This window comes from Acinetobacter sp. ANC 4169 (assembly GCF_002135355.1).
GTDB lineage: Bacteria > Pseudomonadota > Gammaproteobacteria > Pseudomonadales > Moraxellaceae > Acinetobacter.
Map to the genome: position 1 here is coordinate 142553 of NZ_NEGE01000006.1, position 26974 is coordinate 169526.

Consider the following 26974-nt stretch of genomic DNA (forward strand, 5'->3'; position numbering starts at 1 on the left):
GATATGCAACAATGGGCCAGGTTTGCAATTCTAGGGGCCATGTTTGTCGTCGCATATTTGCTTATTTTGGCTTGGCAAAAAGATTATGGTCATGCAGAAACTAAACCGCAGCAAGAAACTGCCGCTGTTTCACATGAAGTATCTGCAGATTTGCCTAATGCTCAAACCGCTACTACAGCGTCTGACATGCCTCAAGCGAATATTGCTACTCAGCAAACTACAACAGATGCCGCTGCACCTGTAAGTCAACAGCTTATTTCAGTACAAACTGACCTTTATCATCTTTGGATTAATCCTAAAGGTGGTGACATTGTTCGTATTGAATTATTGAACCATGATAAAGATAAAGACAGTAATGCTCCGTTTGTGATGCTGGAAAGCGATGCAAAACGTACTTATGTTGCTCAGTCTGGACTGATTGGTTTAAATGGACCGGACAGTAACCGTAATGGCCGTCCGGTGTATGAGATTGAAAAAGCGTCTTATACCCTGGCGGATGCCAAAGCAGCAAAAACCAAAGATGGTCAAGCGGTTAAAGTTTTATCAGTACCGATGGTCTATAAAACTGCCGATGGTGTAGAGATCATTAAAACATTTACCTTTAAACAAGGTGAATATCCGATTATTGTGAACCACAAAGTGGTGAACCGTAGTGGCCAGAACTGGCAAGGTCAGATGTTTGGTCAAATCAAACGTGATAACTCGGATGATCCAGGTAAATCTTCCCAAGGTATTTTCACCCTCGGTACATTCCTGGGTGGGGCTTGGGGTACGCCAGATGAACATTATAACAAGCTGAAATTTGACAACTTCAATGAAGAAAAATTGAATGTTGAAGCCAAAGGTGGCTGGGTTGCTGTGGTACAGCATTATTTTGTCAGTGCTTGGATTCCGGGTGATCTGAAACTGACTCAAGCCAATGGTCAGCCTTATAGTGCCAAACTGGAATCTCGCCAATCTACCGATAAAATGAATATTATTGGTTTCACTTCACCGACCATGAATGTACCTGCTGGTACAACTGCGGAAGTGGATGCCACATTCTATTCAGGTCCTAAAGTACAGTCTGAATTGAAAGACCTTGCTGTAGGCCTGAATCAAACTGTGGATTATGGCTGGTTGTGGCCAATTGCCAAATTATTGTTCTTAGGTTTGCAGTTCTTCCATAACATTGTGGGTAACTGGGGCTGGTCAATTATCCTGTTGACTGTGTTGGTGAAAATGATTCTTTGGCCATTATCGGCTAAGAGCTACCGCTCTATGGCGAAAATGCGTGTGATTGCACCCGAAATGCAACGCATGAAAGAAGAGTTTGGTGAAGACCGCATGCGTTTCTCACAAGAAATGATGGCGCTGTATAAGCGTGAACAGGTCAATCCACTTTCTGGTTGCTTGCCGTTGCTATTACAAATGCCAATTTTCTTGGCCTTGTACTGGGTATTGATGGAGTCGGTAGAACTTCGTCATGCGCCATGGTTAGGCTGGATTCAAGATTTATCTGCAATGGATCCGTGGTTTATCCTGCCATTATTGATGGGGGTCACCATGTTTGTTCAGCAGTCTTTAAATCCTCAGCCAGCTGATCCGATGCAGGCGAAAGTGTTTAAAATCATGCCGATCATGTTCACTGTATTTATGTTGTTCTTCCCTGCGGGCTTGGTGTTGTACTGGATTGTCAACAACAGTATTACCATCTTGCAGCAAAGCTTGATCAACAAAGGTGTGGCGAAAGAAAAAGAAAAACGCGACGTTGTTTAAGTAACGACTGATTGCGAATAGCTGAATAAATCCGCTTAAGATGGTAATCTTAGGCGGATTTTTATTTGGCTGTGATTTGGGATTTTTTAGGTGAATTTTATGCAAAACCTTACTACGATTGCTGCGATTGCAACTCCGCCTGGGCGTGGTGGCGTGGGGGTAATTCGTCTGTCGGGTCCAAAATCTTATGCCATTGCAGAAGCTTTGACTCAAAAAGCTCTGCCTAAAGCCCGTTTTGCCGGTTTTCGTCAGTTTTATGATGCGGCTGGTGAAGTGATGGATGAAGGTCTAGCTATCTGCTTTCCTAATCCACACTCGTTTACCGGTGAAGATGTGGTGGAGTTGCAAGGTCATGGCGGCCCGGTGATTCAAAATGCCCTGCTTGGCCGCTTGCTGGAACTGGGTGCAACTGCTGCCAAAGCCGGTGAGTTTTCCATGCGTGCCTTTGAAAATGGCAAGCTGGATCTGGTACAGGCCGAAGCCATTGCCGACCTGATTGACGCCACTTCACAGGCAGCAGCACGTTCTGCAGTACGCTCCTTGCAAGGTGCGTTCTCGACCCGAGTGAATACGGTTTTAGAAAAACTGATTCATCTGCGTTTACACGTGGAGGCTGCGATTGATTTCCCCGAAGAAGAAATCGACTTTTTGGCCGATGGCAAGATTCTGGCCTTGCTGGAAGATGTGCAAAGTTCTGTGGCTGCCGTGCAAACCTCGGCACGCCAAGGCCAGTTATTACGTGAAGGCTTACAGGTGGTGATTGCGGGTAAACCCAATGCCGGTAAATCTTCCTTGCTGAATACTCTGGCCGGAAATGAGCGTGCCATTGTGACCGATATTGCCGGTACCACCCGCGATGTGCTGCATGAAAAAATCACTTTAAATGGCTTGCCAATTACCCTGACTGATACTGCAGGCCTGCGTGAAACTGGGGATGTGGTGGAAAAAGAAGGGATCCGCCGTGCGATTAAAGAAATTGAACAGGCTGATTTGTTGCTGCTGGTCTATGACTTAAGCCAGGGTGATGATCCGCTGCAACTGGCACAAAACTATTTTGCCGAACATCTGGAACCACGTCGTTTAATGTTGATTGCCAATAAATGTGATTTAACCGGTGCAGTCGCTGAAATTGGCGATTTCCAAGGTTTCCGTCATATTACGGTTTCTGCCAAGCAGGAAACCGGGGTTCAGTCGCTTATAGACGCGATTACAGCGCATGCGGGCTTCCAGCCGGAAGAAGACACCTTTATTGCACGTACCCGCCATTTGGACGCAATGAAACGCACTCAGGCATATTTGGCTGAGGCAAAAGAGCAATTGGTGGTTTACCATGCCGGTGAGTTGGTCGCAGAGTCACTGCGACTTGCCCAGAATGCCTTGGGTGAAATTACCGGTGACTTCAGTGCTGATGATTTATTAGGAAAAATCTTCGGATCGTTTTGTATCGGAAAGTAGTTTCAATTTAAGCTGATATTTTCAGTATATTCCGATAAGTTCTAATATGAATTAAATAGCATTAAGTATTCATTACTTAGTGCTTTTTTAATGTCTTTACATCATCACTGTAGAAAGCAAGATTCCTCCTCAACTAAATATAGGAAATTGAATTGATGGAGCTGAAGTTATATCAATAGCCCAGCAGCAATATCCTGATCTTATTGATTTGGCTTGGCTTTCTCAACGCTTTCTATGGTTCAGAGAAACACTTTCGTAAAACTAGAATTATTCAATGTAGGTAACTCTGGTAAGAAACTGTATGGTTCGAATATTGTGATTCCATTCTTACTGATAAATAGGTGGTCCACGCAAACATCAAATTATTTGGCCTATGTAGATAACATCTATGCTTATTGCTTATTGCTGAATGCATGAATGTCGTTTAGGTATTCACTGAACCAATCCACATTCGTATCAGTGGTACGAATCAAATCGTTCAACCCCGCCAAGTTGGTTATCTAGACGGGATCTTATGTGCCAAGCATGTTGGGCAAGGGAGAAATTACCCAGGTTTTGTATTACCCTACCTTTCAGCATTCAACATAAGCAAATATGTCAGACTCATAATCAAATACATGAATACAGAATAATTTTTTTTAAAACTGGATTAAATTAATACTCTACGGTAATTACAAATGTATTTTCGCCCTCTAAATGTGTTTGAAAATTAAAAGCGTGTTTGCGGCAATATTCTTCCAATTCTAAAATAGCGCCCTTATTGATAGCATCTAAAGGCTCTTTTAAACGAACCGGATTATTCTCTCGTTTAGCAATAGCTTCGTGGAGTTTGGTAAATAATTCGTCATATGTTATGGGGTTGGGATAGGTCATTTTGGTCACCATTGATTACCCAAAATACAATTATAACCGGAATACAAAATCCCAAATGTACAGAATAATTTTATACCTTCAGACCGTCCTATTTTCTTTCAAGCAATCACCACACACCTTGATTTCTTCATTATCCATTACGCAATCATTTTCAGTGGCGCCATGAAAACCAAATAAGCAGATTCAAAATCGGAGCATCACTTTGCTCCTGGCAAAAAAATGCCCTAACATGGATGTAAGGGCAAAAACTTAGAACCTCGAAAGGCCATTCAGAAACTACAGCTGTTTCTGTTGACTATTTTGTATACTAATAAACTAATTTTCAGTGGCGAAATATACCAAAAGTTAAAACAATATTATTAGTTAAATCATTTTATTATATAAAAAATTACCAAAATCATTAAATATTAAAAAAAGCCCACTTAACTTGGGGATTTAGTTAAGCGGGCTTGAGTTTGATGACCATTTTATTATTTTTATTAACGCTGCGTTCTCTTTAGTGTGATTAAAAAATTATCACTTTAAAGCAAATTACAAAGTATATAAAATATGCAGAAATCGTTTTTTCTTGTTTGCTTTGGGTTATTTTTTAATTTTTTGATAGACAATGATCATCATTTTTAAAATAGATTTTAGCTTCCCATGAATTAAAAAAATTTAGCTGTTTGCTCATAAGCATGCCTCTGAAAAATCAAAGACCTCACAAAATTGTGAGGCCTGTTAGTCAGTTAAACAGTATCATTTTGTGTCTTGTTATGTTGCTCAATGTCTCGAAAGTCATTGGATTTTGGGTTTTTCTGCTTACATGTAGCCTTCTTAAAACAATAACCGGCTATCGCACATGTACCAATCACTTTTAACAATTTCATCTTTTTCATCTTCCACCTCAATCAATCAGAAATGCAAGCATGTATAACTAGCACTTCTATCCATTACACTCTAAGCCTATTTCGATAGCTTTTTGTATGGCAGGTAAATTTATGTGTATGAAATAAAAAAGCCCTCAACTGAGGACTTTTTTATGCTGTGTGTTTAAGTTTGTTATGCCAAAGCAATAAGCTTAAACAGAGTAAGCCTACACCGATACAAAAACCCAAAACACCGCTTACCAAGCCAAAATGGTCAGACAGATAGCCTGCCGCAATAATCGGGATAATGGTGCCGAGATAACCAATAAACAAATAGGTGGAGATCACTGCAGCACGGTTGTTGCTATTGGTCATCTGATGCACCAGACCAAAGGCTCCCAGCAGCCCTAACCCATGACCGATGCCAACCAGAATATCACTGATAAAGAACAGCTGACTCCAGTGCTGGGTCATACATAAACCGAGTAATAGATAACTCATCATTAAGGTGATTAAACCGTAATTCAGACATTTGCCCGAGGGAAGTGATTTGGCAAAGAACTGCACTAGGGCTGAAACCAGCAAAATACTGGCAATTGTTGAACCACTGACCAAAGGACCATGCCAGGGAATGGCTTCTTTCACAAAGGAAGGTGCAAGTGAGGCAAACAGGCTGAATGAAGCAAATGCAGCAAATGCGGTAAACCCGGCAATATAAAACAACGATTTATACTGCGGTTCGGGCAACTCTAGATGAGGTGCCATAGAAAATGGTTGTGATTCAAAGCTCGGGGTTTTAATCGCATACAGACCGCCTAAACAGATAATGGCTCCCAATATCACCGGAAGATAAGGCGTTAGCACGGGATGTGCGGAAAATTGGGCTATCACCCCGCCAATAAACGGTCCCAATCCAAACCCGATGACGGTAATCACTGAACTCAACTGCGGCGCATTATTCTTATAGCGTTCAGGAATGGTATAAACCAGTCCGAGCATGGCTGAGGTGCTAATCAGACCGGAGGCAATACCAATAATAAAACGGCCGACAGCCAGCCATACCGTATTTGCAGCAATGCTGGACAGGCCCAAACCGAGAATAATAAAACCCATACCAATTTGCAGGCTACGTAAAAAACCGATGCTGTTACTGAGACGGCCCAGAAATAACAGGGTGGCCAGACAGCCAAACATGTAAGCGACAAAAATATAGGTGATCTGGCTAGGCATTAAACCCCAGAGTGCCTGGTAAATGGGATACAGCGGACTAGCCAGTGCAGTTCCGATCGTTCCCATAATCAGTGCCAGGCTGACCATGATAAAAGGTCGCCATGATTGAGAATGTGTCATTTAGAGGGTCGCAAAAATACGCGAAGTTTAAAGCTAAATTTCACGTATTGAGAAAGTAGAAGAGATATATCAGGAGTTTAATTGCGATTTAATTGGAAGGTCAATTTACAAGATGTAAAGATTTAGCCGTAACGCTTTAATAATTTTAAAAATTCATCCAGTTCCTGTTGATTGATGTCGGCCTGTTCCCCAATCACGTGATGACGCAAATGCGATTCGATTAATTCATTCATTAAACCGTTTACTGCACCTTTAATGGCTGCCACCTGTTGTAAAACACTGATACAGGAATTCTCCGGCTGTTGCAAAGCCTGCTCTACGGCATGAATTTGCCCTTGTAAGCGTTTGACACGATTAATAATTTTCTTGTCTTGATGTAAATGGCCCAATACAATACTCCAAAAATAAATATACTATGGGGGAGTATATTTAAACACTAAGATTAAGACGATGCAAAAAGCCCCATTCACCAGAACACACGCCCATCAGTTTGATGAGGGAAATCCACTGGCACAAAAACGCATTTTGCTGGCGACCATTCTAACGGCAGCGATGATGCTATTAGAAGTGATTGGGGGCTGGATTTACAACTCTATGGCCTTGCTGGCGGATGGCTGGCATATGAGTTCACATATGCTGGCATTGGGGCTAGCCTATTTTGCTTACCGTTCTGCCCGACATTATGCACAAGATAGCCGTTTTAGTTTTGGTACCTGGAAAATTGAAATTTTAGCCGGCTATAGCAGTGCCATCCTGTTGATGGTGGTGGCGATATTTATGGCGTTCCAATCAATAGAACGACTAATAAATCCCATAGACATTCATTATAACCAGGCCATTCCAATTGCCATTTTAGGTTTGGTGATTAATTTAATCTGCGCCTGGTTGCTGCATGATGATCACCATCACCATCACCATCACCATCACCATCACCATGAACATGAACATGAACATGAACACGGCCATCACCATCATGATTTAAACCAAAAAGCAGCCTTCATGCATGTGGTTGCAGATGCAGTGACTTCGGTCTTTGCCATTATTGCGCTGTTTGCCGCCAAATATCTGGACTGGAGCTTTCTGGATGCGCTGTTGGGGATTATTGGATCTATACTGGTGGCAAAATGGTCGTGGGGCCTCATTCAAGAAACTGGAAAAACTTTACTGGATGCCGAAATGGATCATCCTGTGGTGCAAGAAATTCGTGAGGTCATTGAGGAATTTTCCAGTGTAGAAATTACCGACCTGCATGTCTGGAAAGTGGGTAAAGGTAAATTTTCCTGCATTTTGGCTTTAGCCACCAATAGCAGCCTAAATGCCGATCAGGTACGGAAAGCATTATCTATACATGAGGAAATTGTGCATATCTCGGTAGAAATTAATCCACTATAACTCATGACAATGTTCCACGTGAAACCTTGATGAGCAAATCTGTGTGCTTTAAGTAAGGCATGCTAAAATTTTAAGCATTGCTGGCTGATTTTTAAGTAGAATCAGCCTGAAAAATTTTGAAGCAATGAGCAAAAAAATATGATTAAAAAAACATTGGCATTTGCCCTGATCAGTTTTATTTCAACTTTAACACTGGCAAATGTTGATACGGTGAAAAGTAACCTGACTAAACAGCATCCAAAACTGAACATTGAAAATATTCAAACTACCGAAATGAAAGGAATTTATAGCGGTTCGATGGATGGTCAGGTGGTGTATTTGGCTGAGGACGCACAACATGTCCTGGTGGGTTCGATGTTCCGTTTAACTGACCAGAAAAATCTGACCAAGGATTTAATGCTGAAACAAAACAGCATCGACTGGAAAAAACTGCCTTTGCAGGATGCAGTCAAAACTGTGCGAGGTAATGGTAAACGCCAGATCGCGATCTTTTCTGACCCAAATTGCCCTTATTGCAAAAAACTTGAGACTGAACTAAGCAAGTTAAATGATGTCACTATCTATACTTTTATTTATCCAATCAAAACCCAATCGGTGGCCGTTTCCAAACAGGTGTTCTGTGAAAAAGATCCTGCCGTGGCTTGGTCAAATTTGATTGCGAAAGGTATTCAGCCGGCCAGTAAACAAACTTGTGCCAATCCTGTGGATCGTAATTTGGCTTTAGGAAAATCCCTGGGTTTAAATGGCACACCGGCCATTATTTTCTCGAATGGATTTAAAGTGATGGGTGCCCGCCCTGCTCAGGAAATTGAACTCATGTGGAAAGAACTAGGTTTGTAAACCTAATTTTTTTCTTAATCAGGTAATAAAAAAAGCACCCGAGGAGGTGCTTTTTTACTGGGGAAGATTGATCATTTTAAATCACGATTTAAACACGTGATTTTTTAGTGACCATGTTATAAATGAATAAAATAATGAGTGCCCCGATCACTGAAGCGATAAAGCCTGCGGCCGAGTTTTCATCATAGAGTCCGAGTAAACGTCCGCCGTAGGTTGCCAATAAAGAACCGGCAATACCCAATAATGTGGTCACGATAAATCCTGATTTATCATTTCCAGGATGAATAGCACGTGCGATTAAGCCTGCAATAAAACCCACTACGATGGCAACTATAAGTGTCCACATATGTCTTCTCCATTTATCGTTAGTTTATATATTTTCATTACGCTTTCATTTTTATAATTAATCATTTATAGAAAAGGAAACAGTTGAGTCCTGCTAAAAACTGTTGTTTTTTTGTTCCTTATCAAATTTTGAGGATAAAAAAAGTGGCCGAAGCCACTTAAGTATCTGATCCGAGTCTTATAGACCAATTTCACCAATAAAGGGAATATGGCGATATTTTTGGTCATAGTCCAGACCATAACCGACAATAAATTTATCTTCGACTTCAAACCCCAGGAATTTGACTTCAAGTTCAATTTCACGGCGTGAAGGTTTGCTAATTAAAGTACACAGCTCAATTGAGTTAGGACCACGTGTGCTTAAAATTTCCAGTACTTTGCTGAGGGTATTGCCTGAGTCAATAATATCTTCAACAATCAGTACATCTTTACCGCGAATTTCGCCGTCGAGGTCTTTTAAAATTTTCACGTCACGTGTTGAAACTGTACCACCACCGTAACTGGATACCGTCATAAAATCGAGTTCGTGCGGTTTGGTAATTGCACGACATAAATCAGCCATGAAAATAACTGAACCACGAAGTAAACCAATCAGGACAAGTTCTTTGTCACTATTGGCATAGTGAGCATCAATTTTTGCACCAAGCTCTTTGACTTTAGCGTGAATTTCTTCTGCTGAGATCATTACGCTCATATGAACGGTCATGGGTAGATACCTAAAAGCAAATCAAAAATAAAAAAGGTGTTGACCAGCAACACCTCAAAAGATGTTTTAATTTTAATACATCTGCCCGAGAGATGCATCTTTTTTGCCGCTGAAAATGTAATCAGGCCTTGAGCTGTGCAGTATCGCGCTTGAGCAGGAAAGTATACACCGCTGAAATTCCAATCATCAAGATGATCTTTTTACGGGATATTTTTTTGGGTTTAGGCTTTGACATATACCGGCGCTCCGTAAATATAGGTTGCATGAATATTGCGGTCATCACCCATAGTCATCAGGGCAAATAAAGCATCTTCAATGCCTTGGGCGCGTTCCTGACGCAGTGCTTGCAATGCTGTGGCTTTTAAGTCCAGTACAATAAAGTCGGCTTCTTTACCGCAGTTAAAATTACCCAGTTTATCGTCCAGATTTAAGGCTTTGGCTCCGCCTAAGGTTGCATGATACAGGGACTCAAACGCCGAGAGTTTATCGCCCTGCAGCTGTTGAACTTTGTAGGCTTCATTTAAGGTTTGCAGCTGGTTAAATGAAGTGCCTGCACCAATATCCGTACCCAAGCCAACTTTGACCTGTTTTTCCCAGGTCTTGTTCAAGGGAAATAAACCACTGCCCAAGAACAGGTTGGAGGTTGGGCAAAAGGCGATTGCTGAGTTGGTGGCATGCATACAGTCCCACTCGGCATCTTCCAAATGTACACAATGCGCGAATACCGAGCGCTGACCAGTTAAGCCATAGTGGTGATAAACATCCAGATAGCCTTTTTGTTCTGGAAATAACTCCTTCACCCAGGCAATTTCATTCTTGTTTTCACTTAAATGGGTGTGTACATAGACATCTGGATATTCAGCTTTCAGTTGCCCTGCTTTTTGCAGTTGTTCCGGTGTGGATGTGGGCGCAAAACGCGGAGTAATGGCATACAGGTTACGGCCTTTGCCATGCCATTTTTCAATCAGTGCCTTAGAGTCATGATAAGAACTTTCTGCTGTATCACACAGTTCATCAGGCGCATGCCGGTCCATCATCACCTTGCCGGCAATTAAACGCATTTGCTGCTGTTCTGCGGCTTCAAATAAGGCATCAACTGATTCAGTATGCACACTACAAAATACTAAAGCAGTGGTGGTGCCATTTTTCAATAATTGCTGCACAAAAAATTGCGCGATTTTATCGGCATAAGCTTTGTCTTTAAACTGCAATTCTGTAGGGAAAGTATAGCTATTCAGCCATTCCAGTAGCTGTTCGCCATAGGCACCGACCATCTCGGTTTGCGGGAAATGGATATGGGTATCGATGAATCCCGGCACAATCAGCTTGTCTGGATAATGCTCAAATGGCGTATCGGCACTGAGCAGATCTTTTCCCTCTTCCCATGTTCCAAACCAGCTGATTTTTCCCGCATTCAGGAGGATTAAACCATCTTCAATATAACGTATGGCTGGAGCAATGTCGGAGGCTTGGGAAACGGTGTGTTGAATATCAAGAAAGCGACCACGAACGGCGCGTTGTGCTTGAAGGGAAGACATGCAATAACCTTTAATTTCTCGTTTTTCGGTTGATTGTACCTGAAATTTTTAGCTTAAACTCTATCGCATTAGTTTTAACTCCTACCCTATTCTATACATTAAGCATGATATTTAGAGTTTAAAAAAGCAGCCATAAATAAAATACCTGGCATAAAAAAGCCTTCCATCTATAGGATGAAAGGCTGGATCATTTTATTTAAAAATTACAGTTGCTGTTGCTGCTTGTTATATCGAATCGATAACCAGGCGGTAATTGTCAGTACAATCACAATAAAGCTGAGTGATATCCAGATTGGCATATGGAATAGATCCAGCATCAACATTTTAAAACCAATAAACAGCAAGATAATGCCTAAGCCATAAGGCAAATAATGCATTTTAGCGGCTGCCCCTGCCATTAAGAAGAACATGGCACGCAAACCTAAGATTGCCATAAGATTGGCGGTCAAGACAATGAAGGGGTCAGTGGTGACCGCAAAAATAGCCGGAATAGAATCCACTGCAAAGATGATATCCGAGCCTTCAACCAAAATCAGAACCAGAAATAATGGCGTTGCCCATAACACACCGTTTTGACGCACGAAGAAGTTATGCCCATCCAGATGCGGCGTAATTCGCATATGCTTACGTAACCACTTGAGTAAGGATATTTCTTCAATATTCGGGTTGTCTTCATGACCCTTAAGGAATTTAATGCCGGTATAAACCAGGAAAGCACCGAAAATATACAGGATCCAGGAGAATTCTTGAACGAACCATGCACCAATAAAAATAAAGATGGTACGTAAAACAATGGCACCGAGTACGCCATACAGCAGCACTTTACGTTGTAATGCCGGAGGAATGGCAAAGGCTGCAAAAATCATCAACCAGACAAATACGTTGTCAATTGCGAGAGATTTTTCTAACAGATAACCGGCAAAATATTCCATGGTTTTTTGATTGGCTAAGGCAATACCCGCTGTTTGCTGTAAATACAGCCATAAACCGCCAGCGAACAGTATGGACACACTGACCCAGGCAAAGCTCCAATAGGCTGCTGACCTAATTTTAACGGGTTGATCTTCTTTGTGTTTGAAGCCAATAAAGTCGACGATGAGCATTACTGCCACCATCGCAAAAAATGCCAGATACAACCCAGGGTTGCCGATGGATTCCATAAAAAATCTCCACACCCGACAACTGGCCATAAAAAAACCTTGACCTGTTGCCAGATGATTTAAACATCTGTGTCAACATGATCAAGGTCTTGCCTACATCTGAATACCAATATTTTGTAATTTCAGATGCTCAGATACCGACTTTTTGCAAAGTGTAATGACGATATTCTGACACGTCCACCAGAATTGCTTCTAAGGACGCTTGGAGGAGGCTACTCCCCTTGTTCAACTCAATTTTGTTTTGGATCTAATCCAAATGTGGCTGAAGAATCGCATATTTATATGAATTGTGCAAATTTTATCTAGCTTAATTACACTTTAATGAAGTCACGGCGCTGCACTAAAATGAGTGCCAACAGGGTACCCACCAAGGCAATTAAGCCACCTGCCATGCCAATCTGGCTTAAACCAAAACTCGCAGTCACTATGCCACCCAGCAATGCGCCACCTCCAATACCGACATTATATAGACCTGAATAAATCGCCATGGCGACATCGGTGGCATCCGAAGCTAGGTTCAGGGTTTTGGCTTGCAATGCCAGGCTAAAGCAAATAATGCTCATACCCCAAAATAAGCTGAGCGTACTCAGGCCAATAAAACCTTGCGCCAGTGGCAGTAATAGCAACATGGAAATGGCGAGTAAAGCACAGCTTAAAGGAATCGCAAGTTTTGGATACCGGTTGCCAAATTTACCAAACAGAAAAGAACCAATAAATCCGGCACCGCCATAGATGAGCAATAAACTGGTAGTTTGCGAGGAACTAAAATGGGCAATATTCAGGGTAAAGGGTTCGATATAACTATAAGCGGTAAATTGTGCAGTAATGATGAGAATGGTTAATCCAAACACCATCACCAAGCTTGGACGTTTAAACAAGATACCAATACTTTTCAGTGAACCTGAATTGACACTGGGCAGTTTCGGTAGGGTTTTAGCTAAGGTAAGGCAGATGACGGCTGCACCAAGTGCAATTAAAGCAAAGGTATTTCTCCAGCCATAGGCTTCGCCAATCATGCGGCCAAACGGGATGCCTAAAACCATGGCTAAAGCCGTCCCCCGTTGCCAGCAAACCCAATGCCTGAAATTCTTTACCTTTAGGTGCAACACGAACGGCTAAGGATGCGGTAATCGACCAGAACAGCGCATGGGAAAATGCAATCCCGATTCGGCTGGCCAACAGCACGTTAAAATTCCATGCGAAATACGATACGCCATGACTGAAAATAAACACCACAAATAACGCAATCAGTAAAAAACGCCGTTCGACATTCCGCGTCATCAGCATCATCGGTAAGGAGATCGGGGCAACTACCCACGCATAAATGGTAATCATGATCCCGACATCGGTGGCAGGCATATTGAAACTATGGCCAATATCACTCAGCAAGGCCACTGGAATAAATTCAGTGGTATTAAAAATAAAGGCTGCAAAAGCTAAAGTGATGACACAAATCCATTGCTGGACAGGATTGGCTGAAATTTCAGAAGAAGATGATGACATAGTAAAATAATGTAAGAATTTACATGAAAGTTTAGGTGGAAATCTTGTGCTTGTTAAGTTTAGCACTCGTTAAAAAAGACATCCTGTACGGTCAAAAACAGTAAAAAACTTAACACTCTGGCATCAGCAGTTATGGCATGTTGAGTATCTGGATTCTCAGCAGAGCATAATCATGTTAGAGATTAAACATCAGGATGACGGCAAAAAAGGTGAATTTTATCTCGGTAACCATCGTCATCATTTAGCTGAAATGACTTATACCTGGGCCGGTGACAGTATCCTGATTATTGACCATACCCTGGTGGATGATACTTTGCGTAGACAAGGCATTGGCCATCAGTTACTGAATGCTGTGGTGCAGTTGGCCCGAGAAAAACAGGTCAAAATTATTCCGCTCTGCCCTTTTGCAAAGTCAGTTTTTGATCAGGATTTAACCCTGCATGATCTATTGAAATAATGTATTTTTAAAGTATTCTGATTACAGTTAAAGCAAAAAATTGAGGGAGAGTTATGCAGTTTCAACATGACGATAACGGCCAACAAGGTGAATTTTTCCAGCTGAATGATGCAGGAGAACGTATTGCAGAAATTAGCTATATATGGCGCGGTGAACACCAGATTATTGCCAATCATACCTGGGTAGATGATTCATTACGTGGACAAGGTACAGCACGTCAATTACTTGATGTTTTAGTGGAATTTGCTCGTAAAAAACAATTAAAAATTGTACCCACCTGTTCCTATGTGGATGTGATGTTTAAACGCGATCAAAGCCTGGCAGATGTTGCGGCCTAAATTCTAATAGATTGAAAAAGCCCAAAAAAAATTGGGCTTTTATCATCCGAGCTCATTAGGCAATATCAATAATCACCTTCATGGCATTTTCATCTGCGGCATGTTTAAACACATCATAAGCTTTCTCAAACTCATCAAATTTAAAGTGATGGCTGGCTAAGCGTTCCAAAGGCAGTTTTCCGGAACAGCAGGTTTTAAGGAGCATGCCGGTGGTATTAGTGTTTACCAGTCCGGTGGTGATGGTCAGGTTTTTGATCCAGAGCTTTTGCAGTTCAAAATTAACAGGCTTGCCATGTACCCCGACATTGGCGATATGTCCGCCTTCTTTCACCACGTTCTGGCAAATATTCCAGGTGGGTTCGGCACCCACAGCTTCTATCGCACAATCGACCCCCCGCCCTTCGGTAATATCGAGTACCCGTTGGATCGCGTTCTCCTTGCCGGAATGAATGGTATGGGTGGCACCCAGCTCTTTAGCCAGTGCGAGACGATGATCATCCATATCAATGGCGATAATGGTTGCAGGTGAATAAAATTGTGAAGTCAGCAAGCAGCCCATCCCGATCGGGCCTGTGCCGACAATCGCGATACTGTCACCGGGTTTAACCTTGCCATAACGCACGCCAATTTCATGTGAAGTTGGTAGTACATCCGATAAAAACACGGCTATATCTTCGTTTAAGCCTTCTGGTAAGGGATATAAAGAAGTATCGGCAAATGGAGTGCGTACATATTCTGCATGAGCACCATCGATCATATAACCCATAATCCATCCTCCTCCATTTTGGCAGTGGGAATACAGCTGTTTTTGACAGTTTTCACAGATACCGCAGTGGCTGACGCAGGAAATAATCACCCGATCGCCTTTTTTGAAATTTCTGACTGCGGAACCGACTTCTTCAATAACTCCAATGCCTTCATGACCTAGAATACGGCCATTAAATTGTCCGGTCAGTTCTTTGGCTCGCTGCTGTATTTCAGGGTTTTTACCTTTCCAGATACCTAAGTCAGTACCGCAAATGGTGGTTTTGGTGACCCGGACCACCGCATCATCGGGATTAATAATTTTGGGAATGGGGCGCTCTTCAAAGCGGATATCATTTTCGCCGTAATAGACCATTGCTTTCATTGTTGTCATCAGCTTATTCCTTTTCTATTCCCTCTCTTGCATATGCTATGGAGTAAATTTCCTCTTTAAAAAATTAAGGAAAACATTTAAATAAAGGAAAATTAAACAGTGATGAGAGGAAAACAGTTGATCAGAGCCTCTGCTGTATTAATAGGACATTGAAGCGTTGAGCATAAATACACAGAGCTTATCTATCTAAGCTATCAACAGTGATTAAGGAAGTCATTACTTGGACAGCTTTGCTTACAGAATGATCTGCTTTGAAGGAAGATTGAAATTGTGAGGTCACAGGAATATTATTAACCTGATCGGGCTTGTCAAAATGTCATGGGACAGATCGGACAGATTTTATCTATTCTATTTACCTTATAAATCTCTTATACAGATTTATAAGGTTTGGATTTTAATGGGCATTTTTTTTTGCGAGACTGAAACATATGGGTCAAGGTGACTCCCAGCAAGGCTGTCATCAGCATCATTTCGAGTATTTTATACTGTTCGAGCCAGAGAAAAGGCAGTGCTAAAATAACCAGACTCACCATTAAATAAAAATAATGCTGTACCCAGAATTTAAGAGAGAGTCCAAACAGGAAAGATGAAATTGCGATATTCAACATTTCTTCAATACCACTACGGTTTAAAATGATGATTAGACATAAATAGCTACAAACTAATCCGATCGTGATGAAAAGTTTTTTTAACATGCTTTCCCCTCGAATTTTTGGTAATTAATTGTTTTAATTTGGTTAAATCAATTTTAATACACCGAATGGTAAAAAATAAGTTATTTTAAGCTATGCTGTTCGTAAGAAAAAAATTACATTCGATTAAAAAACAATCAGTATTATTTTGAAATTGAACTTTAAAAATTAAGCTGTATTACTTAGGAAATTTCAGAGTCATCTGAATAATAATAGGCCTTTTATGCTTACCCAGTTGTGTTATGCCAGTAGTCGTGTTGAATCTCGCAATGATCTATTACAGGATTTAAGTGACATTTTAGCGACTGCACGATCTTTTAATCAGGCACATGATATTTATGGAGTGCTTTATTATGCTGAAGGCATTTATTTTCAGTGTCTTGAAGGTGAAAAAGATCAGCTAGAAAGCTTATTTTCAAATATCAGTCAGGATCCTCGCCATCATCAGATTCAGCGTTTTCCTGACCATACTATTGAGCAGATTCATTTTAAAAAATGGTCGATGAAATATGTGAACCAGCATGGCAAGATCACCAAATTATTCAAAGCAATGGGCTTGGAGCAATTCCAGCCGCATCAGTTGCATGCTGAGCAAATGAGTAAGTTTCTGCATTTATTGCTTAAAATGGAAGAAACTCAACATGAGCTTCAACCCAGAGCGGGTCTGACCAAACGTGGCTATCAAAATTATTTTTAAATAAAAAGCCCACATGACGTGGGCTTTTAAACATCTTGTTTTATACTTTTAAAGCAGTAATCAGCTTCTGATGTAAACCACCAAAACCACCATTCGACATAATCACCACAGCATCGCCCTCACCTGCCTCAGAGACAACTGTTTGAATGATGTCATCTAAGCTGCGTGCAACCACAGCTTTGTTCGGTGCAGCTTCAATTACTGGTTGTAAATCCCAGTCCAGCCCTTCCGGTTGATACCAGATCACTTCATCGGCCAAACGTGCTGAATAGGCTAAACCATCTTTATGGCTACCCATACGCATGGTGTTGGAACGCGGTTCAATAATTGCCCAAAGTTTACGTGCACCCAGACGCTTACGCGCACCTTCCAGTGTGGTATCAATTGCCGTTGGGTGATGGGCAAAGTCATCATACACTTCAATGCCTTTCACGGTATCCAGCAATTCCATACGGCGTTTTACACCACCGAAATTCGACAATGCTTCACATGCAGTTTCAATAGAAACACCCACATGTTCCGCCGCAGCAATGGTGGCTAAAGCATTCGCAACACTGTGCTGCCCGGTCATATTCCATTTAACAATGCCTTTAACCACGCCATTTTCTAACACTTTAAAGTGTGAACCATCAGCGGATAGTTGTTCCGCAGAAAGTGATGCTTTTTCATTGGCATCCAATGAAGTGCGAACCACAGGTGTCCAGCAGCCCATGTCCAGAACTTCATCAATATTGGTTTCAGTGATGGGCGCAATAATGCGGCCTTCACTCGGAATGGTACGGACTAAATGGTGGAACTGTTTTTGAATCGCAGCCAGATCATCAAAGATATCGGCATGGTCAAATTCAAGGTTATTTAAAATCGCAGTTTTGGGGTGGTAATGCACGAACTTGGAACGTTTGTCGAAGAAAGCAGAATCATATTCATCTGCCTCTACACAGAAGTATTTGCCGCCACCTAAACGCGCGCTTTCAGTGAAACCTAAAGGTACGCCGCCAATCAGGAAACCCGGATTTAAACCGGCCTGATCCAGCACCCAAGCCAGCATGGTCGTTGTGGTGGTTTTACCATGCGTACCCGCTACGCCAAGAACATGTTTGCCCTGTAACACGTGATCTGCAAGAAACTGAGGGCCGGAAATATACGGTAGACCTTCATTCAGCATATATTCCACAGCATCAATGCCACGTTTCATCGCATTCCCGACGATGACCAAATCTGGATGCGGTTGTAAATGACTGCGGTCATAGCCCTGCATTAAGCCAATGCCTGCATTTTCCAGTTGGGTCGACATCGGTGGATAGACATTTGCATCTGAACCCGTCACCTTATGTCCTAAATCACGTGCTAATAATGCGAGCGAGCCCATAAAGGTGCCACAAATACCCAAAATATGCAGATGCATGCGTTTTAACTCCACTGCTTTTTAGACACATCACGTTGTTGTTGGTGGTGTTGTCATTATCAATTCAATTTGAAAGCAACGATATCAAGGGTTTTATGGAAAAGATAGTCTTTCTTGTATCTATTCATGGCATTGCAGCAGGTGCTTTATTTTGAGCCTGTATGCTGTATTTAGGGAGTAAAAAACGGTACGCAAATAACATGCTTTTTTGCAGGAAAAACGTAAAATACGCACAACAGCACCAGATCAATTTGCCATGTTCTTTCCTTTATTGCTTTTAATTATTTCTAACTGTTTCATGACCTTGGCCTGGTATGGTCATTTGAAGTTTTTACATGGTGCACCGCTTTGGCAAGCAATCTTATTTGGCTGGCTGATTGCCCTGCTGGAATATAGCTTTATGATTCCCGCCACTCGCCTGCTTGCACAACAAGGCTGGGCCGTGGGACAAATGAAAATTACCCAGGAAGTGGTGACTTTACTGGTGTTTGTGCCTTTTATGATTTTTCTGTTTAAACAACCTTTTAAGCTGGATTATGTGTGGGCAGGTCTGTGTCTGGTGGGATGTGTTTATTTTGTCTTTCGTAGTCAATAAACTGAGCACTGCCCTATTTTTATCTGTTTCTATAAAAAAGATTGAAAATATCAGCCTGCTTGAGCTGTTAAATTTTGGTGAGATGAAAAATCAGTCTATAATATTGAGCTTGTGATTCATTTAAAGCTTGGCTCTTGTCGAGATTTATCCTTCCTTACATTCGTTTACGGAATATTTGCAATGAATGCGGCTGCTGCACAAGACACTCAACCTCTTGTTGGAATTATCATGGGTTCCCAATCTGACTGGGCAACTCTGGAAAACACTGCCAATATGCTGAAACAGCTTGGCGTACCATTTGAAGCGGAAGTTGTTTCTGCACACCGTACCCCAGACCGTTTATTTGAATATGCTGAAACAGCACGTGAGCGTGGCATTCAGGTGATTATTGCCGGTGCTGGTGGTGCAGCGCATCTTCCAGGCATGTGTGCAGCAAAAACCGATTTACCGGTTCTAGGTGTACCGGTGAAATCTTCCATTTTAAATGGCGTAGATTCGTTGCTTTCTATCGTGCAAATGCCGGCAGGTATTGCAGTGGGCACTTTGGCGATTGGTCCTGCGGGCGCAACCAATGCAGCGATTATGGCGGCGCAAATTTTAGGCTTAACACGCCCGGAAATTGCCAAAAATGTTGCTGAATTCCGTGCTGCACAAACTGAAAAAGTGGCAAGCAAAAATATTCCTGGTCAAATCTAAAGCCAAGCTTAAAACGGGACACACGTTATGAATAAAACCATCGGTATTTTTGGTGGTGGTCAACTCGGCCGTATGATGGCGCAAGCTGCTCTACCGCTGAATATTCAATGCACTTTCTTTGAAGCCAATACCGACTGTCCTGCGGCAGCCTTGGGGCAAGTCATTTCAAGCCAAGCTGAAAATGGTTTAAATGACTTTATCCAAAGTGCAGATGTTTTCAGTCTTGAGTTTGAAAATACCCCGCTTGCAGATGTAGATTTCTTAACCCAGCAAAAAGAATTACATCCGCCACGTCAGGCTCTGGCAATTGCCCAGCATCGTCTGTCTGAAAAAGCCTTGTTTGATGAACTGGCGATTCCAGTAGCGCCTTATAAAGCGGTTACTTCACTTGAGAGCTTGCAGGCTGCTGTCGCAGAACTGGGTTTACCCATCGTATTGAAAACCTCACGTGGTGGTTATGACGGTAAAGGGCAATTTGTTCTTCGTTCAACCGATCAGATTGATCAGGCTTGGGCAGAACTGGGTCCTGCCGGTGAACTCATTGCTGAAAGCTTTGTAACGTTCTCACGTGAAGTGTCGATCATTGCGGTACGCGGTCAAAATGGTGATGTAAAAACCTGGCCATTGGCGGAAAACCACCACCACAACGGCATTTTGTCGCATTCAATTGTGCCGGCACCTAACAGTGCTGATTTGCAGCCTGTGGCACAAGACTACATCACTCGCCTGCTCAATCATTTGAATTATGTCGGTGTGTTGACGCTAGAACTGTTTGTGACCGATAAGGGCTTGTATGCCAACGAGATGGCACCCCGTGTACATAACTCGGGTCACTGGTCGATTGAAGGTGCGGTTTGTTCACAGTTTGAAAACCACATTCGTGCTGTTGCCGGTTTACCTTTGGGTTCAACCGAAGTGGTACGTCCAACAGTCATGATCAATATCATTGGTCAACATCCGAAGTCTGAAGATGTCTTGGCTTTAAATGGCGCACATTTGCACCTTTATAACAAGACTGAGCGTGAAGGTCGTAAAATTGGCCACATCACCTTGATGCCGAATGACAGTGCTGAACTGACTGCTTTATGTCGTGCATTGGCGAAAATTTTGCCGAATCCACTGGCACTTAGCGAAGATATGACCATTTAAACCCAAGTTTGAATGATAAAAAAGCGGTCATGCCAATGACCGCTTTTTTTATGCCTGCACTTCGGGCATGATTGCGCCTCTTTTGAGTGAGTACGCCGTTTATCGGAACAGAATAAAAAATAATTGTATGTTATTTATACAATCCTTTATAAATATACTGCATAAAAAACAAGCAAATAGAATGGTTCTGTATTTGGGTTTTACTACAGTGAAACGTTGCAGAAATTTTAAATTCAAAAAGATAAAAATAAATTCAAATAATTATGAATTTAAATTTAAACCCATACATTTGAATTTAAAAAATATGAATTCAAAGTATTTTATGAAATATGAATTTAAACTTTTAAATTTAAAAACAGGATTTTGAATTTAAAAGTTTTGGCTATTTAAAGCTATAAAAACAAAAGAAATTAACTTATCCACAAGGTGTTTGAATTTAAAATAATACTTTAAATTTATAGAAATGAATTTAAATTCATATTTCCCTGCGTTTTGAATTTAAAAAATATAAAAATAAGGCCTGTGGATAAAATTTTTAAATTTAAAAATAAAATATGAATTTAAAATAAAGAAAAATGAATTTAAATTTACGATTTGATTCAGAAACGATGTACTGATGGTGGTATGGTAAAAGCATAATTTAAATTCAAAGATCGTAAAGGATATTATGCAGCGCTTAGCTTTCGTTTTAGGTTCAGTGTTCCTTGCCATGACTCAAGCCAATGCTGAGCTAATTATTAATGGTCAACCTGTCACAGTTACTTCAACTCCATCTGCCAATCAAATTTTTAGTTCGCAAAATAATTTCCAGCAATGTATTGCCAATTTACGTCCTCAAGCGATTAGTGCTGGAGTAAGTAGTTCGACCTACGACCGTTATACGCAAAATTTAATGCCGGATTATTCGGTGATTGATAAACTGAATTATCAACCAGAATTTTCTACTCCCATCTGGGATTATTTATCTGGCCTGGTCGATGAAGAGCGGGTACAGCTGGGACGTCAAAAATTAGCCCAGCACCGTGAGGTATTAAATCGTGTTGCAGCAACGTACGGTGTACCGGCCGAAACGGTGGTTGCGGTATGGGGTGTGGAAAGTAATTTTGGTGATATCGCCGGAAGCTATCCTTTATTACAGGCTTTGGGCACTTTAAGTTGTGAAGGGCGGCGTCAAAGTTTTTTTCGTGGTGAATTTTTTAGCAGCATGCGAATTTTGCAGCGTGGCGATTTAAGCGAGCAGCAAATGAAAGGCTCGTGGGCTGGAGCATTTGGTCATACCCAATTCATGCCTTCAACTTATGAAGAACTGGCGGTGGATTTTGATGGGGATGGCCGTCGTGATCTGGTGTCCAGTACTTCGGATGCTTTGGCTTCAACTGCAAACTTCCTGAAGAAACGCGGCTGGCAAACCGGTATGCCTTGGGGTTTTGAAGTGAAAGTTCCTGAAGGTATGTCAATTGCCGGTGAAAGCCGTCGTAATAAAAAGGCCTTAACTAGCTGGGTCAGCCAAGGCGTGGTTCGTGCGGATGGTTCACCGTTGATTCAAGGTAATTTAAGTGATTCATCTGCTGCAGGTTTAATGGCGCCTGCCGGTGAGAACGGACCGTTATTCCTGGTCTTTAAAAACTTCGATGCTATATATAGTTATAATGCGGCGGAAAGTTATGCCTTGGCGATTGCTCATTTGTCCGACCGCTTACAGGGTCAGGCGGGTGGCTTTAGTAAAGCCTGGCCAACTGATGATGCGGGTACTTCACGCGCTGAACGTCGTGAGATTCAGCAGTTCTTGGCCAATCGCGGTTATGACATTGGTACTGTAGATGGTCTGATTGGTGATAAAACCCGTCAAGCCATCCGTCAGGAACAAATTCGTTTGGGCCTAAGTCCGACGGGGCGGGCAGGACAACAGATTCTGAATGCTTTTCGTCAGGAAAATGCCAAAAAACTGATGAAATAAGTGACTGTATAAAGTATAGAAGCAATAAAAGTATAGAAATAAAAAAGGTCTGCCGATGCAGACCTTTTTTTATAAGTTTTTAAGGCTAAGGACTTATACAGCAGTGATCGTACCTAAAATACGATAACCTGCAGCACCTGTTACTGCAGGCAGGTTGCCACTTTGCTGATTCACAAAGCGCATCGCCAACCATGCAAAAGCAGTGGCTTCCACCCAGGTTGGGCTTAGACCTAAATCGGCAGTAGTTTGTACCGTCCATTCGTGTTTGCGTAAACGCCAGCGTAATTGTTCAAGTAAGTTCGAGTTATAGGCACCGCCACCGCAGACATAAACTTCACCAGTTGCCATGTCGGAACGGTAGATGGCTTTTTTTATCGCGCGGGTGGTGAGTTTCATTAAAGTCGCCTGGATATTTTCAGGCGTATCTTCTAACTCGTCATATTCAAGGTCATTACGCCAATCGAGAATCTGTTCATCTAACCATTCAAGGTTGAAGTCTTCACGACCAGTACTTTTAGGCGGTTCTTTTGAGAAGAATTCATGGGCTTGCAAGCGGTCGAGCAGGCTGCGGATCGGTTGTCCGTATGCTGCCCAGTTGCCATTTTCATCGTAAGGCTGACCAGTGTAACGGTGGCACCAGGCATCCATGAGAATGTTGGCGGGGCCGGTATCAAAGCCAAATACTGCTTCGGGTTTGCCTGCAGGCAACATGCTGACATTGGCAATTCCGCCCAAATTCAGAATCACACGATGAATGCTGTCATGCTGGAACAAGGCTTGATGAAATGCGGGAACCAAGGGAGCACCTTGTCCGCCAGCAGCCATATCACGACGACGAAAATCTGAAATCACCGGAATTTGCGTCATTTCGGTAATGATATTGGGATCACCAATTTGCAAGGTAAAGCCATGTTCGGGGCGGTGGCGAATGGTTTGTCCATGCGAACCAATGGCTTTAATTTGAGTGCGATCTAAATGATTCTTTTCAATCAGCTCATTAATACCATGACCAATCATCTGTGCTAAAGCAACATCAGCTTTACCCATACGATCAATTTCATTATCGCCAGGTAAAGTGAGGGCCATCAACTCATCACGTAGGTCCGGATCAAAAGGCAGAGTGAGGGTGGCATGAAGCTGTAAAGGATCAAAAGAAGCAGCAACAATATCGACACCATCCATGCTCGTGCCGGTCATTACCCCAATATAGATCGCTGTCATGATTATTCTTAAGCCTGCAATGTGCTGAAAAAGTGTTAGTATATCGCACAAATTGAATAACTGATGTATTTGGGTTTTGTGATGTCAAATTTCCTGCCGGCTGAAGAACAACTTGCCCTCATCCAACGAGGCACACACGAAATTATTTCTGAAGAAGATCTTCTGAAGAAATTAAAACAGAATCGACCACTGAAAATTAAAGCAGGTTTTGACCCAACTGCCCCTGATTTGCACTTAGGTCATACGGTTTTAATTAATAAATTGAAAGTGTTTCAAGATTTGGGCCATGAAGTTTATTTCTTGATCGGTGACTACACTGCCATGATCGGTGACCCGACAGGCAAGAGCGCAACACGTCCGCCTTTGTCGCGTGAAAAAGTGCTGGAAAATGCAAAAACTTATCAAGAACAAGTATTTAAAATCCTTGATCCAGCAAAAACTAAAGTGGTGTTCAACTCTGAGTGGTTTGCTCAAAAAACTGCAGCTGATTTAATCCAGTTGGCTTCGCAGCAGACTGTGGCGCGTATGCTGGAACGTGACGACTTCACCAAGCGTTATAACAGCCATCAACCGATTGCGATCCACGAATTTTTGTATCCCTTGGTGCAAGGTTATGACTCGGTAGCACTCGAAGCTGACGTGGAATTGGGTGGTACAGACCAAACCTTTAACTTGTTGATGGGTCGTACCTTGCAGGGTCGTTATGAGCAGGAAGCACAAGTCTGCATTACTGTGCCCATTCTTGAAGGTTTAGATGGCGTGAATAAAATGTCTAAATCTTTGGGTAACTACATTGCAGTATTTGATGCACCGGGCGCGATGTACCAAAAAGTACTTTCTATGCCAGATGCCTTAATTGAACGTTACTTTGACTTACTCAGCTTTAAATCAGTTGAAGAAATTCAAGCGCTGTTAAAAGAGGTGGCTGAAGGTCGTAACCCGCAAGAAGTGAAGAAAATTCTTGCGCTTGAGCTGGTTGAGCGTTTCCATGGTGCGGAAGCTGCTGCAACTGCACATAAAGGTGCGGGCAACCTGATTACTGAGGGTGAACTTCCAGAAGGTACTCCGGAAGTGACCATTTCACGTGGTGAATATGGTGGTGAAATCTTTATTGCTTCTATCTTGCGTGCTGCTGGTTTAACCAAAAATGCCGCTCAGGCAAAAGATGCGGTAGGCCGTGGTGCGGTAAAAGTAGATTGGGAGTCAGTTGATGGCAATTTCTCGGTGAAAGAGAACGTCACTTTAATCATTCAAGCCAGCAAAAAAGCAATTGCAAAAGTCACTTTTGTTGATTAAGCATATGCTAAGCTATTGAAATAAAAGCAGGCTTTGGCCTGCTTTTATTTTTTATACCGTATATTAATATTTTAAATAATCAAATTCAAAAAAAAGCTTATAAAAACAATACTTAAATTTTGCCAAATTGGTTGCAATATTTTTTTCTTATGTATAAGATTTATCCATCTAGACATTGTGTAGAAAACATATCTAGAGGGTACGTGTATAACAAAAAGCTCCACAATTTTACGTCTCTTCCCCAAGGGACTTTTTTTAATTTTTTACAGATAACTATAATAATGACACGATGGATCGCATAAAGATTCAACTCCGAGGGAGAGATTTTGGGAGAGATCTCTTCCTTTTTTTATTTCTAAAATTTCACCTTTACTTTCGATGTTCTCATTTAAGAATCACATTTTTTATTTGCTTCAAATACCGTGAAGATTGCCCGAGAGATACTGACATCCAGAAAATTATCAGTATGCTGATAGTATGAGGTCTCAAAGAAGATCTATAAATTTAAAATAAGAGGGTGAACAGCATTTATGTACCACTACCAGACTCAGGATATTTTCGATCAGGAAGTTGATTTCATTTTGCGATTTCTATTTGAATACGAGCCCCCTGAACAGAAGCGGAAATCCTTTGAGCTGGCTCATGCTTTATTACAGCAATTAGATCTTGCCTCACACTATCTTCTTTTTTCCTTAGTCAAAGAACGTTTACCACGTCGAGCTAAACTATTATTTGCTGCTGAAGACTATAGTGGCAAGAAAGAAGTGATTGAAGAAGTCATGCAACCCTGGTTAGGGCGTAACAATCCCAAATATGCAGCTTAAGTCTTAAAATCCTATTTAGCTTTATATAGGTCTGAAATTAAGTTTTTATCTTATCTAAAGCTTAATAAAGATAATTTACTTGTTTTTGGCTACTTAAAATCTGGAATTAGAAGGAAAAGCCTCTAAAAGCAGCAGACTGAGTTTGTTGACGTGCCTTATATCTATAAGTCGGATAGCAAACAGCAAAATATGTAACCTGATATAAGGAAGTTTCGGAGGATTCTGGATACAGAGCTGAAATTACACAGTCTTATTAAAATTTAGCGCTTTTTTGATAGCTATTAGGTCTTAATGAAAATAGTGGTATTAAATTGAATTGCACTGAATACAGGTTTTTTTTCATAAAAACGCTCAAAATTTAGATGAAAAAGTGATTTTTTGGTGATTTTCGTTGAAAAAAGATACATACGTGAAAAATATAGTGAATTGGGGGTTGCAATGATTCTGAAATCCTCTAGAATGCACCCCATACCGACGAGATAGACGGAAACGAACGAAACGCGAAGCGTTGAGTTGTTAAGTTTATTCAGTCCAGCTTCTAGCACTGACGAGGTGTTAGAAAGATCATTAAGAGATTATGAAGAACAACTTGTGTGGATTTTTACTGGTTGATCGATCGAAATTATTTTCATTGATTGATGGTAGAAATGACTCGAAGTTTATTTGAGAAATATTTGTCAGAAAATTGATGAGCCAAGATTGGTGCCCTTTAAAGGTACTACTGATTTTAAACTGAAGAGT

General features: G+C 41.5%; 23 protein-coding genes and 2 pseudogenes. 13 read left to right on the forward strand and 12 right to left on the reverse strand.

Annotation, left to right across the window (positions count from 1 at the left end):
* Positions 1-3 precede the first annotated feature (3 nt).
* A complete protein-coding gene (gene yidC / locus B9T26_RS06510; protein ID WP_086198921.1) occupies positions 4-1758 on the forward strand; it encodes a membrane protein insertase YidC in 1755 nt (584 codons plus the stop codon).
* A 99-nt stretch (positions 1759-1857) separates the two neighbouring features.
* Positions 1858-3213: a tRNA uridine-5-carboxymethylaminomethyl(34) synthesis GTPase MnmE gene (mnmE, locus tag B9T26_RS06515; protein ID WP_086198922.1), complete on the forward strand. Its 1356-nt coding sequence runs from the start codon at positions 1858-1860 to the stop codon at positions 3211-3213.
* Between the two features lie 654 nt (positions 3214-3867).
* Here the strand turns inward: mnmE and B9T26_RS06525 are convergent.
* The 3 genes from B9T26_RS06525 to B9T26_RS06535 form a co-directional block, all read right to left on the reverse strand.
* Positions 3868-4086, reverse strand: a complete 219-nt coding sequence (locus B9T26_RS06525) for a hypothetical protein (protein ID WP_143222994.1) — start codon at positions 4084-4086, stop codon at positions 3868-3870.
* 1019 nt (positions 4087-5105) lie between these two features.
* Complete coding sequence (locus B9T26_RS06530; RefSeq protein ID WP_086198924.1) at positions 5106-6251, reverse strand: MFS transporter; 1146 nt, start codon at positions 6249-6251, stop codon at positions 5106-5108.
* Between the two features lie 155 nt (positions 6252-6406).
* The gene (locus tag B9T26_RS06535; protein ID WP_086198925.1) at positions 6407-6673 is read right to left on the reverse strand and encodes a metal/formaldehyde-sensitive transcriptional repressor; all 267 of its coding nucleotides are present in this window, start codon (positions 6671-6673) and stop codon (positions 6407-6409) included.
* 61 nt (positions 6674-6734) lie between these two features.
* Between B9T26_RS06535 and dmeF the strand changes: the two are divergent.
* A pseudogene (dmeF, locus tag B9T26_RS06540) lies at positions 6735-7732 on the forward strand (CDF family Co(II)/Ni(II) efflux transporter DmeF).
* A gap of 82 nt (positions 7733-7814) precedes the next feature.
* Positions 7815-8516, forward strand: coding sequence for a DsbC family protein (locus B9T26_RS06545; RefSeq protein ID WP_086198926.1), 702 nt, complete (start codon positions 7815-7817; stop codon positions 8514-8516).
* 88 nt (positions 8517-8604) lie between these two features.
* Here the strand turns inward: B9T26_RS06545 and B9T26_RS06550 are convergent, their stop codons facing one another.
* The 5 genes and pseudogenes from B9T26_RS06550 to B9T26_RS06570 all read right to left on the reverse strand — a co-directional run bounded on the left by B9T26_RS06550 (position 8605) and on the right by B9T26_RS06570 (position 13768).
* Positions 8605-8862, reverse strand: coding sequence for a GlsB/YeaQ/YmgE family stress response membrane protein (locus B9T26_RS06550; RefSeq protein ID WP_086198927.1), 258 nt, complete (start codon positions 8860-8862; stop codon positions 8605-8607).
* Positions 8863-9039: 177 nt separating this feature from the next.
* Positions 9040-9567, reverse strand: a complete 528-nt coding sequence (gene hpt / locus B9T26_RS06555) for a hypoxanthine phosphoribosyltransferase (protein WP_086198928.1) — start codon at positions 9565-9567, stop codon at positions 9040-9042.
* 221 nt (positions 9568-9788) lie between these two features.
* Positions 9789-11105 (reverse strand): guanine deaminase, encoded by a 1317-nt coding sequence (gene guaD, locus B9T26_RS06560; RefSeq protein ID WP_086198929.1) that lies wholly within the window; start codon positions 11103-11105, stop codon positions 9789-9791.
* Positions 11106-11308: 203 nt separating this feature from the next.
* The gene (locus B9T26_RS06565; RefSeq protein WP_086198930.1) at positions 11309-12265 is read right to left on the reverse strand and encodes a TerC family protein; all 957 of its coding nucleotides are present in this window, start codon (positions 12263-12265) and stop codon (positions 11309-11311) included.
* A 311-nt stretch (positions 12266-12576) separates the two neighbouring features.
* Positions 12577-13768, reverse strand: a pseudogene (locus B9T26_RS06570) (sugar transporter).
* A gap of 172 nt (positions 13769-13940) precedes the next feature.
* On the opposite strand from B9T26_RS06570, the gene B9T26_RS06575 reads away from it, so the two are divergent.
* Positions 13941-14225, forward strand: a complete 285-nt coding sequence (locus B9T26_RS06575; protein WP_086198931.1) for a GNAT family N-acetyltransferase — start codon at positions 13941-13943, stop codon at positions 14223-14225.
* A 53-nt stretch (positions 14226-14278) separates the two neighbouring features.
* Positions 14279-14563 (forward strand): GNAT family N-acetyltransferase, encoded by a 285-nt coding sequence (locus B9T26_RS06580; RefSeq protein WP_086198932.1) that lies wholly within the window; start codon positions 14279-14281, stop codon positions 14561-14563.
* Positions 14564-14618: 55 nt separating this feature from the next.
* Here the strand turns inward: B9T26_RS06580 and B9T26_RS06585 are convergent, their stop codons facing one another.
* Together B9T26_RS06585 and B9T26_RS06590 are read right to left on the reverse strand one after the other, a co-directional pair.
* On the reverse strand, positions 14619-15701 hold the full coding sequence (locus tag B9T26_RS06585) for a zinc-dependent alcohol dehydrogenase family protein (RefSeq protein ID WP_086198933.1): 1083 nt from the start codon (positions 15699-15701) through the stop codon (positions 14619-14621).
* Positions 15702-16069: 368 nt separating this feature from the next.
* A complete protein-coding gene (locus B9T26_RS06590; RefSeq protein ID WP_086198934.1) occupies positions 16070-16396 on the reverse strand; it encodes a hypothetical protein in 327 nt (108 codons plus the stop codon).
* Positions 16397-16616: 220 nt separating this feature from the next.
* Between B9T26_RS06590 and B9T26_RS06595 the strand changes: the two genes are divergently transcribed.
* The gene (locus B9T26_RS06595; protein ID WP_086198935.1) at positions 16617-17090 is read left to right on the forward strand and encodes a BLUF domain-containing protein; all 474 of its coding nucleotides are present in this window, start codon (positions 16617-16619) and stop codon (positions 17088-17090) included.
* A 40-nt stretch (positions 17091-17130) separates the two neighbouring features.
* On the opposite strand, the gene mpl is transcribed toward B9T26_RS06595, so the two are convergent.
* Positions 17131-18495 carry a UDP-N-acetylmuramate:L-alanyl-gamma-D-glutamyl-meso-diaminopimelate ligase gene (mpl, locus tag B9T26_RS06600; RefSeq protein WP_086198936.1) on the reverse strand — a complete coding sequence of 455 codons (1365 nt, stop codon included), beginning with the start codon at positions 18493-18495 and terminating at the stop codon, positions 17131-17133.
* 256 nt (positions 18496-18751) lie between these two features.
* Between mpl and B9T26_RS06605 the strand changes: the two genes are divergently transcribed.
* The 4 genes from B9T26_RS06605 to B9T26_RS06625 all read left to right on the forward strand — a co-directional run bounded on the left by B9T26_RS06605 (position 18752) and on the right by B9T26_RS06625 (position 22892).
* A complete protein-coding gene (locus B9T26_RS06605) occupies positions 18752-19090 on the forward strand; it encodes a DMT family protein (RefSeq protein WP_086198947.1) in 339 nt (112 codons plus the stop codon).
* Positions 19091-19270: 180 nt separating this feature from the next.
* Positions 19271-19786 (forward strand): 5-(carboxyamino)imidazole ribonucleotide mutase, encoded by a 516-nt coding sequence (gene purE, locus B9T26_RS06610; protein WP_086198937.1) that lies wholly within the window; start codon positions 19271-19273, stop codon positions 19784-19786.
* Positions 19787-19813: 27 nt separating this feature from the next.
* Positions 19814-20935 carry a 5-(carboxyamino)imidazole ribonucleotide synthase gene (locus tag B9T26_RS06615; RefSeq protein WP_086198938.1) on the forward strand — a complete coding sequence of 374 codons (1122 nt, stop codon included), beginning with the start codon at positions 19814-19816 and terminating at the stop codon, positions 20933-20935.
* A gap of 667 nt (positions 20936-21602) precedes the next feature.
* Positions 21603-22892, forward strand: coding sequence for a lytic murein transglycosylase (locus tag B9T26_RS06625; protein ID WP_086198940.1), 1290 nt, complete (start codon positions 21603-21605; stop codon positions 22890-22892).
* A 93-nt stretch (positions 22893-22985) separates the two neighbouring features.
* Here B9T26_RS06625 and B9T26_RS06630 read toward each other — a convergent pair whose 3' ends face one another.
* The gene (locus tag B9T26_RS06630; protein WP_086198941.1) at positions 22986-24113 is read right to left on the reverse strand and encodes an anhydro-N-acetylmuramic acid kinase; all 1128 of its coding nucleotides are present in this window, start codon (positions 24111-24113) and stop codon (positions 22986-22988) included.
* A gap of 63 nt (positions 24114-24176) precedes the next feature.
* On the opposite strand from B9T26_RS06630, the gene tyrS reads away from it, so the two are divergent.
* Both tyrS and B9T26_RS06640 read left to right on the forward strand, forming a co-directional pair.
* Positions 24177-25409, forward strand: a complete 1233-nt coding sequence (tyrS, locus tag B9T26_RS06635; protein WP_171262948.1) for a tyrosine--tRNA ligase — start codon at positions 24177-24179, stop codon at positions 25407-25409.
* Between the two features lie 530 nt (positions 25410-25939).
* Complete coding sequence (locus B9T26_RS06640) at positions 25940-26233, forward strand: hypothetical protein (RefSeq protein ID WP_086198942.1); 294 nt, start codon at positions 25940-25942, stop codon at positions 26231-26233.
* Positions 26234-26974 lie beyond the last annotated feature (741 nt).